This is a genomic window from Glaciimonas sp. GG7 (assembly GCF_052976905.1).
In genome coordinates, this window is sequence record NZ_JBRIIQ010000002.1 from 52,393 (window position 1) to 68,275 (window position 15,883).

Sequence of the window (15,883 nt, forward strand, 5' to 3'; positions counted from 1 at the left end):
GACAGTTTATGCCTGATGACCATAGCGAGTTGGTACCACCCCTTCCCATCCCGAACAGGACCGTGAAACGACTTTGCGCCGATGATAGTGCTGCAACCAGTGTGAAAGTAGGTCATCGTCAGGCTCTTATTAGAAAACCCTCCCAGAGATATCTGGGAGGGTTTTTGCTTGGCGACCAGCGCTTTGCACGTAGAGAGCGACCATCCTCTTTCAAGTCTCCATCTCCTAGACCGGCCAGCCCCTATGCTTGTAGTCGACTTAGTGATCAGCTCACGAATGACCTTGCAGCCATCGACCGCTTGCCGCTCTAACTTCTTTCAGTGCTGTGGTCTAATTTTTCCGGACACCTCAATGGGTGGATAATCCATCAACTGAGGAAATATAAATGTCAAAGCAACATAAGAATTACGACAGCAGCCTGAAGCTGGAAGTCGTGCGGATGATCAAAGAACAAGGCCTGAGTATTCAACATGTCAGCGCCAGTATGAACATAGGCACCACAGCAATTCGTCGTTGGGTAACGCAGTACGGCGCTGAGCAGAACGGCAAGCCGGGGATAGGATTACCGCTGACCTCCGAGCAGCAACGGATACGACAATTAGAAAACGATAATCGCCAACTTCGCCAGGATGTTGATATCTTAAAAAAAGCATCGGCCTTCTTTGCCCGGGAAATGAAATGAGCTATCAACTCATTCGTCAACTGCAAGAGAAGGCCTTCCCGGTAAAACACTGCTGCCGCGTCCTGAGCGTGAGTCGTTCTGGCTATTACGAGGCACAGCATCGTGCTGCTAAACCGGTTTTGTGTAAAACAAGCGTTCACCTGAAGGCTGCTTTTATGGCCAGCCATCAAAGCTATGGCAGTCGTCGGTTGGTCACCGCAATGAGGAATCAAGGCTTTGTGATCGGTCGCTACAAGATACGTAGCCTGATGCGCCGAGCCAGCTTAAAACCCGTTTGGAAACGTAAGTTTATCCACACAACAGACAGCAAACATAACTTGCCAGTAGCCGCTAATATCCTCAACCGGCAGTTCAATCCTGCTGCACCAGACTTGGCGTATGTCACTGATATTACCTACATCCGTACTGGTGCCGGGTGGCTGTATCTGGCCATCGTCCTGGATTTGTTCGCACGCAAAATAGTCGGTTGGGCGATGGCTCCGAGCATGCCAGCAGAACTGGTTTGTGCTGCTCTGAACATGGCGATTGCGCAACGACAACCAGCCTCCGGGCTAATTGTCCATTCCGATCGCGGCAGCCAATATGCCAGCCAGCTCTACCAGGGCCTTCTCGATGAACATGGCTTTGTTTGCAGTATGAGCCGCCGTGCAAACTGCTGGGACAATGCCGTTGCTGAACGCTTCTTCCTCAATCTCAAGATGGAACGCGTCTGGCAACGCCAATATGCCAACCACGCGGAGGCTAGCAAAGACATTACTGCTTACATTGTCGGGTTCTATAACACCGAGCGATTCAATTCAGTATTGGGAAATCTGTCGCCCGTCGCCTACGAGCGAAAAATGGCAGAAAAAAAACCTATTGTTGTGTCCGAAATTACTTGACCACCACACTCGGCTTCTCATATGGATTTCGGCAAGGGCGTGGTCAACATGACGCGCTTGATGCGTTATCGGAAGCAATCGAAAGTCGTAAGATCAACTGGATCCTGGACGCAGATATACGTGCATTCTTTGATGAAATTGATCATGACTGGATGCTGCAATTTCTGGCGCACAGGATAGCTGATCAACGGGTTATACGATTGATTCGAAAATGGCTAAAGGTAGGGGTGATTGAGGATGGGCCTCGCGTTGCATCTACGCGAGGCACGCCACAAGGTGCAGTAATATCGCCATTACTAGCGAATATTTATTTGCACTATGCCCTTGATCTGTGGGCGCATCAATGGCGCAAGCGACAAGCTGCCGGTGATGTCATCCTTGTGCGCTATGCAGATGACAGTGTGATGGGGTTTCAATATGAAGATGTGGCAAGGCGATTTCTAGCAGAGATGCGGGAACGCCTTACCAAGTTTAAATTGGCTCTCCATCCCGACAAAACGCGGTTAATCCGATTTGGACGATACGCGGTACAACAGTGTCGAGAACGTGGAATACGAAAGCCGGAAACATTCGACTTTCTAGGTTTTACACACTGCTGTGGTCAACATAAACGCGGTTTTATGATTGTCAGGTTGACGATTAAGAAACGGATGCGTGCAACATTGGCAGCTATTCGAGCAACATTGATGCGACGACGACACGAACCGATGCCAGTAGTAGGTCGATGGTTAAAGCGCGTGATAAAAGGTTACTTTAACTATCATGCGGTACCGGGAAATCTACGTCGTTTAGATGGCTTTCGAAGCGAAGTTTGTCGCGCATGGCGACATGCTCTGTTACCAAGAAGTCAGCGACATAATCTACCGTGGGATCGGTTTAATCGTTTGACCAGAAAATACTTACCACCTTGTCGAGTAGCACATCCATTTCCGTCAGAGCGATTTTACGTCAACACCTTTGGTAGGAGCCGTATGCGGTAATGCTGCAAGTACGGATCTGTGCGGGGGCGGCTGGTAACAGCCGTCCCTACCGCGACCTATCGATTAGTAAGATTTTAGTAAATGGGAGCAGTAAAAGATGGGTATTGACGTGTTTTCACAGATGCGCCGGGAAGGGGGATGAAGACCGGATGCCCTGTAGATACATGGCTTTGTGTGATTTATGGGGATAGTATAAAAAGCTGACTGGTCCCGCCAACAGGAATCGGACCTGTATCTAGCGCTTAGGAGGCACTCGTTCTATCCATTGAACTATGGCGAGGGATGGTAATGTTAAGACTTAAATAACTAATTTTTTTAATAGTTACCCAATAAATTCAAAGACTTATATCAGTAATTCATCTTTAGTTTTCTTTGGGCCGAGCGCTAAATATTAAACATAGCGTTTATTTAAAGTGCTTTTCATTTTGATCATAATATAAAGATAAAACTGATATAAATACAATTTAAGCAGGTCACACATTAAGTGTCAGAGTATAGCAAAAACTTTCCGATCTAAAAAATAGAAAAATGAGAAATGAATATTAAATAAGAGGATTGGTATTGATTGCGGTCCGGTTACATCAAAACTTAGGATCGGATAGCTGACTAAACATCAAGCCTCGGGTAGGATGTAAAAATCATCCATTTTCAATAAAGAAAGCTGGAAAATGAGTATGTCTACTGTCGCTGTTCTAATGATAAGGTATCTGATATTGTTGTGATCAGAGACGATACTACTCAGATCATTGTCGTAAATACCGAATGAGCAGTCGTGGCGATATATCGCGTGAGATTACTCGTAATATGCAACAACATCCCCCCTAAAATACATAACTTATAACGAGATGGCCTCAGCTATCGGTACAATGCGCACTTCATTCATTTAATTGGCTGCGTGGGATTTCCGCAGACTTTCTTTTTCTGGTTTTCTACTATGGCAGTCATTTCTATTACCAATGCGCAACTTGCATTCGGTCACGTTGCGCTATTGGATCGCGCTGAATTTTCTTTGGATACCGGGGAGCGGGTTGGTCTGATCGGGCGTAATGGAACTGGTAAGTCCTCTTTGCTAAAAACTATTGCTGGCGTTTCTAAGTTGGACGACGGTTTAATGGTGATGCAGCAGGGAATTAAGATCGCTTATGTCGACCAGGAGCCGCACTTTGCGCCCGAAATGTCTGTGTTTGATGCTGTCGCGTCCGGTATGGGGGAGATGCAAGCTTTACTCAATGAGTATGATGCTTTGACGGGGCAATTTGGCGGGGACGACGACGACGCCATCATGGAGCGCATGCATGTCATCCAGAGCAAACTCGATGCTGCAGATGCCTGGAGCCTGACCAATAAAGTCGAAACTACACTGGACCGTTTGAGTTTGAATAAAGACTCACTAATGGGGACGCTGTCAGGTGGAATGCAAAAGCGTGTCGCCTTGGCTTGCGCGTTGGTTAGTGCGCCGGATGTTTTGCTACTCGATGAGCCAACCAACCATCTTGATTTCAGTTCGATTATGTGGCTTGAAGGGTTGTTGCGCGATTACAAGGGCAGTGTCCTGTTTATTACCCATGATCGGAGTTTTCTCGACAACGTGGCCACCCGCATCGTTGAGCTTGATCGTGGTCGAATTTTATCTTTTCCTGGCAATTTCACCGCTTATCAAGTTCGTAAGGCTGAGCAACTGGAAATTGAAGAAGTTGAAAACGCAAAGTTTGATAAATTTTTGGCGCAGGAAGAAATCTGGATCCGTAAAGGTGTGCAAGCACGTCGTACGCGTGATGAAGGTCGGGTCCGGCGTCTTGAGGCGTTGCGTTTGGATCGCAATGCGCGACGCGATCAGCAAGGACAAGTCAAGCTGGATGTGTCGTCGGGCGAGCGCTCGGGCAAGATTGTTGCTGAATTAACCGCAGTTAATCGCGCTTTTGGTGAAAAAATAATCGTGCGCGATTTCACGGCGACCATTTTGCGTGGCGACAAGGTTGGTTTGATCGGACATAACGGGGCAGGTAAGACGACCTTGCTGAAACTGATTTTGGGTGAAGATCAACCGGATAGCGGCATTGTCAAGCAGGGTACTAAGCTGCAGGTCGCTTATTTCGATCAAATGCGTGCTCAGCTCGATGATGAGGCTAGCTTGGCCGACACCATCGCGCCTGGTAGTGATTGGGTCGAGATAAACGGTCAACGCAAGCATGTCATGACCTATCTGAATGACTTTTTGTTTGCGCCGGAACGCGCGCGGTCTCCAGTTAAGTCGTTGTCTGGCGGGGAGCGTAATCGGTTGTTGCTAGCACGCCTTTTTGCCAAGCCTGCAAATGTGCTGGTACTCGATGAGCCGACGAATGATTTGGATATCGATACACTGGAATTGCTGGAGGAGTTGCTGGAAGACTACAAAGGTACCGTATTTCTAGTCAGTCATGATCGGACGTTCCTTGACAATGTAGTCACACAAGTGATTGCGGCCGAAGGTGATGGATTGTGGCGTGAATATGTTGGTGGCTACAGCGATTGGGAGCGTGTACGCCCTAGTCCTGCGGCGCTGGCGGCAAAAGTTAAAGCGGAGTCTAAGGCTGAAGTTGTGCAGCCCATGGCACCTAAGCAGAAGAAGCTTAGCTATAAGGAGCAGCGTGAGCTTGATGAGTTACCTGTCTTGATTGCAAAGTTAGAGGCTGAGCAAAAAATGATTACCGGACAGCTTACTGATCCTGAGTTGTATGTCAAAAAACCGGATGAAGTCAAGCGCTTGAATTTGCGATTTTCTGAATTAGACGGTTTATTACTTGATGCACTGGAAAAGTGGGAAGTAATTGAGGGGCGTAGTAAAAATTAAGGCTTGAGAATTTAAGCTCAAATGTTAATAAAAAGCCGGCGTGTCTTCTAATAGACAAGCCGGCTTTCTGAATTTTACTATGTGCATTAATTAAGCCGTTTGCATGCTTTTCGTAGTTCATCTGTTTGCGCGCGTAACGCGTCGGCATCGTTTGCTTGGGGTTGTTGCACCAAGTAGTTCTCAATATCTTCCAGTGCGGCTTTGGGGCAGTCTAGGTGCGCGTAGGCGATACCTCGATCCCGCAACTCAATGGCATCATTCGGTAACAGGGTCAGCAAACGTTGCTGTACCAGCAGAAGTTGTTCCCATTGTTGGCCTTGCATAAATATTATTTTGAGGTTGCGTAACATGCGAATCAAAATCTCATGTGGATGGGCATTTTGCAAATAGGGTTGAAGCGATAGTTTTTTTTCCTGCGCTTGATCCGATGTGGTCTCCAAATAGGGTTCTAATCGCTCTTCCAGCTGTTCGTGCGACAGGCTGGCACCGTTGAGTGGGTCAATGACAATGTTGCCGGACTGTACTGTTAATTTCATTAAAAAATGTCCGGGAAATGAAATGCCGTGCACTGGCAGGCCAATCTGTTGTGCTAATTCCATGTAGACGATAGCCATAGAAATGGGAATCCCACGACGTTTTGTAATGACGCATTGGAGGTAGCTATTGTCTGGATCGTAATAATTATTAAGGTTCCCAGCAAATCCTAATTCTTGATAAAAGAAATGGTTTAGTAGCTGTAATTTTTTGATCAACGAGGTGTCGCCGTGTATGCGTTGACGCAACGTATGAGCAAATTTGTCTAATGTGATTTGGGGGGCTGATAAATCCAGCATAGGATAGGCATCGTGCGCGATCACGAGTGCCGCTTCAAACAGCGGCACATTATTGGCGTCTTGTACCAAGGTTGCAAAGTAATCGAGAGCAGATATTTTCATGTTACCCATGCTACCAAAATATAGTCTATATAGCTTAATCGAGTAGTGAATACGCGTTAATGGGAGATGCGTTTGAAGTCCCGAAAACGAAATCCCATTGCGAGTAATGCCCCGAAATAAGTGACGCCACAGGCTGTCATGACGATCAGCAACGCGCCAATGCGTACTAATGAACTTGTGTGCGCTCCGACCCAGTTAAAGTGGTCCGCACTCCGCAGCGCAACTCCGGCCATCAGGCATAGGGCTCCAAGCAGGCGCATAAAATATAATATCCAGCCTTTTTCAGGGGTGTAAATACCACGGCGAAGCAAGCTCCATAGCAGAAGGCCAGCATTCATGCAGGCACCGATACTGATGGACAGGGCCAATCCTGCAACGGCAAAAATGGGAACAAAAACAGAGTTGAGCAACTGCGTAGTGATTAAGACCGCGATGGCAATTTTGACAGGAGTTTTAATATCTTGTTTTGCGTAAAAACCAGGTGCCAAAATTTTCACGACAATCAGACCGATCAAACCAACACCATAGGCAATCAAAATTCGACTGGTCATGGCGACTGAAATGGCATCGAATTTTCCGTGATGAAACAATGTTGCAGTCAGGGGCACGGACAACGTTGCAAGTCCGACCGCAGCGGGTAGCGCAAGCAGGAAGGTAAGGCGTAAGCCCCAATCTAATAGCGAAGAGTATTCCTGATGGTCTGCGTTTGCGTTGGCTTTGGAGAGACTCGGAAGCAATATCGTGCCAAGTGCGACCCCTAGCAACGCAGTCGGAAACTCCATTAAGCGATCGCCGTACGATAACCAGGAAACGCTACCGTGCTCCAGGCGTGAGGCGATATTGGTATTGATCATCAGACTAATTTGAGCTGCGGAAACCGCAAACACTGCCGGCCCCATCTTTTTGAGTACGCGTCGTACACCGCTATCGCGCAGACCGATGAAGGGATTCCACATAATGCGCGGCAACATATCGATTTTGCGCAACGCAGGGATTTGAATTCCTACTTGTAAAATGCCGCCGACTAGCACTGCAAAAGCCATCGCATAAATAGGCTGTGCCATATACGGCGCGACGAAAAGGGAGGCGATGATGAACGCCAGATTCAGCAGGACTGAAGTGATAGCCGGAATCTTGAATTCGTGCCATGTATTCAGAATCCCACCAGCCAACGCCACAAACGACATAAAGCCAATGTACGGAAACATGATGCGCGTCATCACAACCGATGCGTTGAATGCCGTTGGGTCGCTTTCTAGGCCGGTAGCAATAAAATAAATCAGTAACGGCGAGGCGAGGATGCCGACGATACAGGTAAGTAGCATCACCCAGATCATCACGGTCGCAACATGGTCGACAAGATGTTTGGTCGCATCCTGTCCCTTTTTATTTTTGTATTCACCTAGAATCGGCACAAAAGCCTGAGAGAAAGCCCCTTCGGCGAATAGTCGTCGCAACAAATTGGGGATGCGGAAGGCAATATTGAAGGCGTCGGTAAAGGCTGAGGCACCAAAAGTAGACGCAAATAAAATTTCGCGAATCAGGCCCGCTATACGTGACAACATCGTCATGCCAGAGACGGTGGCAAGCGTTTTATGCAAGTTCATGGAGCGGCATTATAGCCGCTGAAGTTGTCGACTTGCAGCTTTGTCACGAAGGGATGATCACTAGTGAAAAATGCGCTTCTAATAATTGCCTAATGGTGGGCTGTTGTACTTAATTTGAGTCAAACAAGTAACGGGCTAACAATGATTTGCTCATCGGTGAAAAAGTAGCTATACTCCATGGCTTTACAGAATTCTGCGTCGCGGTCTGATTTGTTTTGCCGCGTAAGCATTCCCTACCTCGTTTTAGGAAATATAAATGGCAAATACCGCACAAGCACGTAAGCGTGCTCGTCAAGCAGTCGCACAAAACCTGCACAACTCTAGTCAGCGCTCAACTTTGCGTACAGCTATCAAAGCTGCTCGCAAAGCAATCGCAGGTGGCGATAAAGCCGCTGCAGCCCTGGTTTTGCAACAGTCGGTATCGACTATTGATCGTATTGCAGACAAGAAAATTATCCACAAGAACAAAGCTGCACGCCATAAAAGCCGTCTAAACGCAGCTTTGAAAGCAATTGCAGCGTAAGTAAAGTTGATTGCTGGTCCCATTTAGCGATGCGTTCAGCGAAAAAACTTACTAAATACAACAAAATCCCTGAATAACTTCTGTTGTTCAGGGATTTTGTTTTTATATGTTCTACAAGGTGAATTTAGAAGGCTGGTTATTGCCGAGGTAGGCCACTAATCATCATGCCTGGTTTCAAGTGTCTTTGTTCAAACCAGTTTTGATTCATTTCCAGCGCATAAAATGCTGCTCTGTCAGCGCAATGTGAATCTAATGTCTGGGCTTTCATCTCTTCTATATTGATGATGGTGCCATTTTGGTCGAGAAATGCGACCGAGAGCGGTATTAATGTGTTTTTCATCCACATGCATACGCCAGCAGGTGCATCGAATATAAACACCATGCCATCGTTGGACGCCATTTGCCTGCGAAACATTAATCCTTGTTCGCGTTGTGCTTCGGTCGAAGCGACTTCAGCTTTAATTAGATGTATTCCTGCATTTAATGAAATTATTGGAAAGTGTTGCACTTCCTGCGCCGCAGCATTGTTAATAATGCCGAGGTTGCCAAGGCATGCGAATGCGATAACTACAAGAGACAGGCGATATTTACTCATGTTAATAAAGTCCTTTTTTGATTAGGCTCGATTATACAGAGAGAGGGATGCTGAATGCTGTCAGCTTTTGTTGAGAATTTGAAAGATATTTTCTTGTTAAAACGGACGCTAAAATAAAAAAGACAGGCAACGCCTGTCTTTTTTCTAACTACCTACCTGAATTATTTGGCAGGGGCATCAGCAGCCGGAGCAGCGGGTACTTTTTTAGCGACTTTTTTATGTTTCTTGGCGACTTTTTTAGCGGCTGGAGCTGCGGCAGCAGGTGCAGAAGCCGCTGGAGCTGCCATAGGAGCCGGAGCATCAGCAGCGAAAACGGAAGTTGCGAATAGGCCAGCTACCAAAACAGCGATCAGTTTAGACATTTGAGAATCCTTTTGATTAGTAATCAAGTAAGTACATCAATGATTCATTTGAATCACTGTCATTAACGGTGGTGCTTCTATACGGTTGACAGGTTATTTTAAAAATAAACAAAATAATATTTTGTTTATGAATGTGGGTGATACCAGATTCGCTGCAAGAAACCGGTACAGTAAGTAAGGCCGCATAATCGTTTATACGTCGCCACCTCTCCTGGCTGTACAGTCGGACTGTCTGCGTCGGGGTGCCTAGTCTAAACAATTATGCGGCCTTACTTAAGATTTAATCGTTTTTCAGGCGTATTAATTCAGATGGATCAATTTCGCGGAATTCACCGGGCCATAGCGGGTGCGTTTCTAGTGAGATTTTGCCAATCGCAACTCTGATGAGACGCAACGTTGGCAAATTAACTGCGGCGGTCATCCTGCGTACCTGCCGATTTTTCCCTTCAGAAATCGTGAGTGCCAGCCAACTGGTTGGTTTGTCGATGCGTTCTCGAATTGCCGGAATGCGCGGCCATAACCAATCGGGTTCATCAATTTGTCGTACTTCGCAGGGTTGCGTCACGAAGTCTCCCAAATCAAGTCCATTACGTAAGAGAGTGAGCATTTCTGCGTCAGGAAAGCCTTCGACTTGGGCTAAATAAGTTTTTGGTTGCTTAAAAGTGGGATGGCTGATGTGGTGCTGCAACTTGCCGTCGTCGGTCAATAATAGTAATCCCTCACTGTCGGCATCAAGCCTTCCGGCTGGATAAATGTTAGGAATGGTTAAATAGTCGGCCAAGGACTCGCGCGACGGATGCGCTGAGAATTGGCACATAACCTGAAAAGGTTTATTGAATAGGATAAGAGACATGCCGTAGTGTCGCAAAAACGTAGCGTCTAGTAAAATACTAGTGCATAATACGAAACGACTGTCTTATGTCTTATATAAGACTGGATTTAAAGTAAAAGCTAAATCCTAAGCCACCACCTTCTCGCCTCATCCTCGGAGATACTGAATGTCCCAACATATTAAAGTGCCTGCTGAAGGCAAAAAAATCACCGTCAATGCTGATTTTTCGCTTAATGTCCCTGACAACCCAATCATTCCTTACATCGAAGGTGATGGTACCGGTGTTGATATTAGCCCGGTCATGATCAAGGTAGTTGATGCAGCGGTTACCAAAGCGTATGACGGTAAGCGCAAAATCAACTGGATGGAAGTCTATGCCGGAGAAAAGTCTACGAACGTCTACGGTCCTGATGTCTGGCTGCCAGCAGAAACGCTTGCGGCTATCAAGGATTATGTTGTTTCAATTAAAGGTCCATTGACTACGCCAGTTGGCGGTGGAATTCGCTCGCTCAACGTAGCATTGCGTCAAGAATTGGATCTGTACGTTTGTTTGCGCCCGGTACGCTACTTTACAGGCGTGCCATCGCCAGTACGGGAGCCGGAAAAAACTGATATGGTCATTTTCCGTGAAAACTCAGAAGATATTTACGCTGGGATCGAATGGCAAGAGGGTAGCGAAGGCGCCAAGAAGCTGATTGCTTTCCTGATCAACGAAATGGGCGTTAAGAAGATTCGCTTCCCTGATACATCCGGTATTGGTATCAAGCCAGTTTCACGCGAAGGTACAGAACGTTTGGTACGTAAGGCGATTCAGTACGCAATCGATAATGACAAGCCATCTGTGACGATTGTTCACAAGGGCAATATCATGAAGTTCACCGAAGGTGGCTTCCGTGATTGGGCATATGCACTTGCGCAAAACGAATTTGGCGCTGAGTTGATTGATGGTGGTCCTTGGGCGAAATTTAAGAATCCCAAGACTGGTCGCGAAATTATCGTTAAAGATTCGATCGCCGACGCTTTCCTTCAACAGATTTTGTTACGTCCGAATGAGTACAGTGTTATTGCAACACTTAACTTGAACGGCGACTATATTTCTGATGCATTGGCGGCACAAGTTGGTGGTATCGGGATTGCTCCAGGTGCTAATTTGTCGGATTCGATTGCGATGTTCGAAGCAACGCACGGTACTGCGCCAAAATATGCAGGTAAAGACTATGTCAATCCAGGTTCACTGATTTTGTCTGCCGAAATGATGCTGCGTCACATGGGCTGGTTAGAAGCTGCTGACCTGATCATCGCATCAATGCAAAAATCAATTTCCTCGAAAAAGGTCACTTACGACTTTGCGCGCTTAATGGAAGGCGCAACACAAGTTTCGTGCTCAGGATTTGGTGATGTGTTGATTGAGAATATGTAATACAAATAAGTATGTTGAAAACCCAGAAGCCAGAATTTAAAAGTTCTGGCTTTTTTTTGAGCGCAACAAAAGTACTCCGGACACTATTAGTGTCCTTTGTCACATTTTTGTAAAAATGGAGGCGAGTTAATTTATTGGGCGCAAGCAACAGCGAGGATGCCGAGTATTCTTCCCGAAAAATGCTCTTGAATTCTATCGTTGTAACGTCATCTGCATTGCAGTAAGAAAGCGCGTACTATTAAATTAATTTTGATTTAATTCAGTCCTTCGCAGAGTTTAGTCTGCATATTTGTATGAACGTTTTAGAATAGACGCATGGTAACTAAGCATGAAGATGGAACGGTAGCGACGCGACAAGAGCAAAAGCTCAAGCCGCCTCCTATGTATCAAGTATTTTTGTTGAATGATGACTTCACACCAATGGAGTTTGTCGTTGCTGTGATTCAGGAATACTTCAACAAGGATCGAGAGACCGCGACGCAGATTATGCTCAAAGTGCATCGCGAAGGTAAAGGCATGTGTGGCGTATTTTCTAAAGATGTCGCATCCACAAAAGTCGAATTAGTATTAACGCACGCGCGAAAAGCAGGGCATCCCCTGCAATGCGTAATGGAGGAAGCATGATTGCGCAGGAACTGGAAGTAAGTTTGCACATGGCGTTTGTTGAGGCTCGACAAGCACGGCACGAGTTCATCACTGTTGAGCATTTGCTGCTGGCGCTGCTAGATAACCCATCAGCGGCAGAAGTGCTGCGAGCCTGTGCTGGAAACATTGAGGATATGCGTAAGACGTTGACGATTTTTATCGGCGATAACACGCCCACAGTTCCGGGCTCCGGTGAGGTAGATACGCAGCCTACACTCGGCTTTCAACGCGTGATTCAGCGTGCGATTATGCATGTTCAGTCGGCGTCTAACGGCAAGAAAGAGGTCACCGGTGCGAATGTACTGGTCGCTATTTTTGGCGAGAAAGATTCGCATGCCGTTTATTACTTACATCAGCAAGGCGTGACGCGTCTGGATGTTGTCAATTTTATTTCGCACGGCGTGCGTAAGGATCAGGTCAGCGATCCACAAAAATCCTCTGAGGGCGTCGAAGAGGTGCAGGTAGAAGGGCAGCAAAAAGAAAGTCCGTTAGACCAATTCACACAAAATTTAAACAAACTAGCGATTGAAGGCAAAATCGATCCATTGATCGGTCGTGAGTTTGAAGTCGAGCGTGTCATCCAGACCTTGTGCCGCCGCCGCAAAAACAATCCATTGTTGGTCGGTGAGGCGGGAGTCGGTAAGACTGCTATCGCTGAGGGCTTAGCATGGCGCATTACGCAAGGCGATGTTCCTGAAATTTTAAGCAACGCGATTGTCTACTCGCTGGATATGGGCGCTTTATTGGCTGGGACTAAATACCGTGGTGATTTCGAGCAGCGTCTGAAAGCCGTGCTTAAGCAGCTTAAAGACAGTGAGCACGGTATTTTGTTTATCGATGAAATCCACACTATCATCGGTGCCGGATCGGCATCGGGCGGTACCTTGGATGCCTCGAATTTATTAAAGCCGGCGCTATCAAGTGGTCAACTGAAATGTATCGGTGCAACCACGTACACCGAGTTCCGTGGCGTGTTCGAGAAAGATCATGCTTTGTCACGTCGCTTCCAGAAGATTGATGTCAACGAGCCGACAGTTGAGCAAACTGTACAAATTTTACGTGGCTTGAAGTCGCGTTTTGAAGAGCATCATGGTGTCAAATATTCTGCAATTGCATTGACCACAGCCGCCGAATTGGCGGCGCGCTTTATCAATGATCGTCACTTGCCCGACAAAGCGATCGACGTTATCGACGAAGCAGGGGCTGCGCAACGGGTATTACCCAAGTCGAAGCAAAAGAAAACAATTGGCAAAACTGAGATTGAAGACATCATTTCAAAGATTGCTCGCATTCCTCCGCAAACTGTCAATCAGGACGATCGCAGCAAGCTCAAGACGATAGACCGTGATTTGCGTAATGTCGTCTTCGGTCAGGATCCTGCGATTGATGCCTTGGCCTCAGCAATCAAGATGGCGCGCGCAGGTCTGGGTAAGACTGACCGGCCGATTGGTTCTTTCCTTTTCTCTGGTCCGACAGGCGTAGGTAAAACTGAGGTAGCAAAGCAGTTGGCGTTTATCCTGGGTATCGACTTAATTCGCTTCGATATGTCTGAATATATGGAGCGTCACGCAGTGAGCCGTTTGATCGGTGCGCCACCGGGATATGTCGGATTCGATCAAGGAGGTTTATTGACTGAGGCGGTCACCAAGAAGCCGCATGCAGTGTTGCTACTGGATGAAATCGAAAAAGCCCATCCTGATATTTTCAATATTCTGTTGCAAGTGATGGATCACGGCACGCTGACTGACAACAATGGACGCAAGGCAGATTTCCGCAATGTGATCATTATCATGACCACCAATGCTGGTGCGGAGAGCCTACAAAAACGCACTATCGGCTTCACGGAGAAGAAGGAAGCTGGCGATGAAATGGTGGATATCAAACGGATGTTTACGCCGGAATTCCGTAACCGCATAGATTCGATCATCAGTTTCCGCGCCTTGGATGAAGACGTCATTCTGCGTGTTGTCGATAAATTCCTGATGCAGCTAGAAGAGCAATTGCATGAGAAAAAAGTCGAAGCAGTCTTCTCTGAGAATTTGCGTAAATTCTTAGCGCGCAAAGGTTTTGATCCATTGATGGGTGCACGACCGATGTCGCGTTTGATTCAAGACATGATCCGTAAGGCGCTGGCTGACGAGCTCTTGTTCGGTAAGTTGGTCGCCGGTGGTCGGGTTACGGTGGATCTGGATGAGAAAGAGCAGATTAAGCTGGAGTTTCCGACAAAGAATCCAGCAAAGCCAGCAACGCCGCAAGAGACTGTTGAGGTTGAGTAGTTATTAATAAAACTGGTATTCATCGAGCTTGATTCATCCAGCTTGCCCGATAAAAAAGCCCGAATTCACATCTGTGATTCGGGCTTTTTAACAAGCAAAGCAACAAGGTACTCAGTTTCACACAACATCCCAGCTGTATTCGTCCAACATGAAACAAGTAAAATGCAGTGCACAAAATGACTGATGCGCCACAGAAAGCACTAAGGCGTCAGCGTTGCACCAACTGCCTGTTTTGCATCGATCTCGATGACAGTTTTTTGGATTATTGCTAATCGCGCAGACGTCGCCGGATGTATGGCTGTATGTCCATTCGGTACGTTGACGGGATATTGGGTGGCAAGGCGTTGCCAAAATACTGCGGCGTTATCGATCTTATAGCCAGCGCGTGCAACCATATACAGGGCAAGTTTGTCCGCTGCAACATCTAACTGCTGTGTATATGGCTTCACCCCAGCCCCCCCCGATAATGCACTAGTATCCGGACGCAGGCGAATCAGGTTATCGATAATCTCGCTCATGGTCCCGGTCATGTGTTGTCTGACTACATGCATCAAAGTGTTATGGGCCATTTCACGGGCGATCACATATGCCAGTTCATCATCAGTTTGTGCGAACTTCACCATTCCAGATGTAATCAGGACACGACGTCCATCGGCATAGCTATTGACGTTATCGGTGTTCCCTAGTTCGACACCAAATGCGCAGGCGCGTGTCAGCGGCACATTAATGTTGATGTTTTTACCGCTACGCGTTAGTCCCAAATTAATCGTTGTGTTTTTATTGACCAATGGACCAAGCATTAATGCGGCTTGTCGCTCGGCATTCGGGCCGGGCGGAACCGGTTTGCCTTGTATCGTGGCGAGTTGATCGCCGGGTTTGACGCCTGCCTGTTCTGCACCACTTCCAGCCAATACACCAGTGACCTGAAGTTGATCAGACAAGCCTAAAGAAACTTGTGCTGCCTCAATGAATTCGGTCGAGTAAGAAAATTTTGTTTTTGCCGTAAAGCCGAGCAAGTTGCGCGCATTGTTGCGACAAAGGACGGCATTATTCACTAATAGTGGCGCGGCGACGTCATATAAGCGGTCCTGCTGCGTAACCAATGCGCGTAGTTCTGCTTGTTGCGGGTTTGTGGGTGTTTTTATCGGTTTCGTTGTTATCGCCGGGGGGGTAACAACTGTTGGCACCCCTGTTGCGACAACGCCAGGTTCTTGGGTTGCACATGCTGCGAGAAAAATTAGTGGCAGGGCAACGGCATAACGTTTTACATCAAATTTCAGAGCCAACCATTGTCGATAGTTTGTTGCTTTCATCG

The 15,883-nt window shown here is 47.0% G+C and carries 13 protein-coding genes, 1 tRNA gene and 1 rRNA gene; 8 read left to right on the top strand and 7 right to left on the bottom strand.

What is annotated here, in order from left to right; all coding sequences use genetic code 11:
• Positions 1 to 11: 11 nt before the first annotated feature.
• The 3 genes from rrf (at position 12) to ACVBEF_RS01370 (ending at position 2,543) form a co-directional block, all read left to right on the top strand.
• A 5S ribosomal RNA gene (gene rrf / locus ACVBEF_RS01360) occupies positions 12 to 124 on the top strand.
• Positions 125 to 385: 261 nt separating this feature from the next.
• Positions 386 to 1,563, top strand: a protein-coding gene (locus ACVBEF_RS01365) for an IS3 family transposase (RefSeq protein ID WP_447122149.1) whose coding sequence is annotated in 2 segments (ribosomal slippage) — positions 386 to 653 and positions 653 to 1,563 — 1,179 coding nt in all. Because the reading frame shifts where the segments join, the coding sequence is not laid out codon by codon here.
• Positions 1,560 to 2,543, top strand: a complete 984-nt coding sequence (locus ACVBEF_RS01370) for a reverse transcriptase domain-containing protein (protein WP_447122150.1) — start codon at positions 1,560 to 1,562, stop codon at positions 2,541 to 2,543. The genes ACVBEF_RS01365 and ACVBEF_RS01370 overlap by 4 nt, the downstream gene beginning before the upstream one ends.
• A 205-nt stretch (positions 2,544 to 2,748) precedes the next feature.
• On the opposite strand, the gene ACVBEF_RS01375 is transcribed toward ACVBEF_RS01370, so the two are convergent.
• A tRNA-Arg gene (locus ACVBEF_RS01375) sits at positions 2,749 to 2,823 on the bottom strand.
• Between the two features lie 654 nt (positions 2,824 to 3,477).
• Here ACVBEF_RS01375 and ACVBEF_RS01380 point away from each other — a divergent pair.
• Positions 3,478 to 5,373 carry an ATP-binding cassette domain-containing protein gene (locus ACVBEF_RS01380; protein WP_447122151.1) on the top strand — a complete coding sequence of 632 codons (1,896 nt, stop codon included), beginning with the start codon at positions 3,478 to 3,480 and terminating at the stop codon, positions 5,371 to 5,373.
• 86 nt (positions 5,374 to 5,459) lie between these two features.
• Here the strand turns inward: ACVBEF_RS01380 and ACVBEF_RS01385 are convergent, their stop codons facing one another.
• Entirely contained in the window at positions 5,460 to 6,308 is an 849-nt protein-coding gene (locus ACVBEF_RS01385) for a SirB1 family protein (protein ID WP_447122152.1), read from the bottom strand.
• A 56-nt stretch (positions 6,309 to 6,364) separates the two neighbouring features.
• Positions 6,365 to 7,915: a murein biosynthesis integral membrane protein MurJ gene (gene murJ / locus ACVBEF_RS01390; RefSeq protein ID WP_447122153.1), complete on the bottom strand. Its 1,551-nt coding sequence runs from the start codon at positions 7,913 to 7,915 to the stop codon at positions 6,365 to 6,367.
• Between the two features lie 256 nt (positions 7,916 to 8,171).
• Here murJ and rpsT point away from each other — a divergent pair, with 256 nt between their 5' ends.
• The gene (rpsT, locus tag ACVBEF_RS01395; protein ID WP_447122154.1) at positions 8,172 to 8,438 is read left to right on the top strand and encodes a 30S ribosomal protein S20; all 267 of its coding nucleotides are present in this window, start codon (positions 8,172 to 8,174) and stop codon (positions 8,436 to 8,438) included.
• Between the two features lie 136 nt (positions 8,439 to 8,574).
• Here rpsT and ACVBEF_RS01400 read toward each other — a convergent pair whose 3' ends face one another.
• From ACVBEF_RS01400 to ACVBEF_RS01410, 3 genes are all read right to left on the bottom strand, one after another.
• Positions 8,575 to 9,033: a DUF192 domain-containing protein gene (locus tag ACVBEF_RS01400; protein WP_447122155.1), complete on the bottom strand. Its 459-nt coding sequence runs from the start codon at positions 9,031 to 9,033 to the stop codon at positions 8,575 to 8,577.
• Between the two features lie 161 nt (positions 9,034 to 9,194).
• Positions 9,195 to 9,395, bottom strand: coding sequence for a hypothetical protein (locus ACVBEF_RS01405; protein ID WP_447122156.1), 201 nt, complete (start codon positions 9,393 to 9,395; stop codon positions 9,195 to 9,197).
• Positions 9,396 to 9,675: 280 nt separating this feature from the next.
• Positions 9,676 to 10,248, bottom strand: coding sequence for a pseudouridine synthase (locus tag ACVBEF_RS01410; RefSeq protein ID WP_447122157.1), 573 nt, complete (start codon positions 10,246 to 10,248; stop codon positions 9,676 to 9,678).
• A gap of 145 nt (positions 10,249 to 10,393) precedes the next feature.
• Between ACVBEF_RS01410 and icd the strand changes: the two genes are divergently transcribed.
• From icd to clpA, 3 genes are all read left to right on the top strand, one after another.
• Entirely contained in the window at positions 10,394 to 11,647 is a 1,254-nt protein-coding gene (gene icd / locus ACVBEF_RS01415; RefSeq protein ID WP_447122158.1) for an NADP-dependent isocitrate dehydrogenase, read from the top strand.
• 315 nt (positions 11,648 to 11,962) lie between these two features.
• A complete protein-coding gene (clpS, locus tag ACVBEF_RS01420) occupies positions 11,963 to 12,271 on the top strand; it encodes an ATP-dependent Clp protease adapter ClpS (RefSeq protein ID WP_447122159.1) in 309 nt (102 codons plus the stop codon).
• On the top strand, positions 12,268 to 14,568 hold the full coding sequence (gene clpA / locus ACVBEF_RS01425; RefSeq protein WP_447122160.1) for an ATP-dependent Clp protease ATP-binding subunit ClpA: 2,301 nt from the start codon (positions 12,268 to 12,270) through the stop codon (positions 14,566 to 14,568). The genes clpS and clpA overlap by 4 nt, the downstream gene beginning before the upstream one ends.
• A 200-nt stretch (positions 14,569 to 14,768) precedes the next feature.
• Here clpA and ACVBEF_RS01430 read toward each other — a convergent pair whose 3' ends face one another.
• Entirely contained in the window at positions 14,769 to 15,881 is a 1,113-nt protein-coding gene (locus ACVBEF_RS01430; RefSeq protein ID WP_447122161.1) for a M48 family metalloprotease, read from the bottom strand.
• Positions 15,882 to 15,883: the final 2 nt, after the last annotated feature.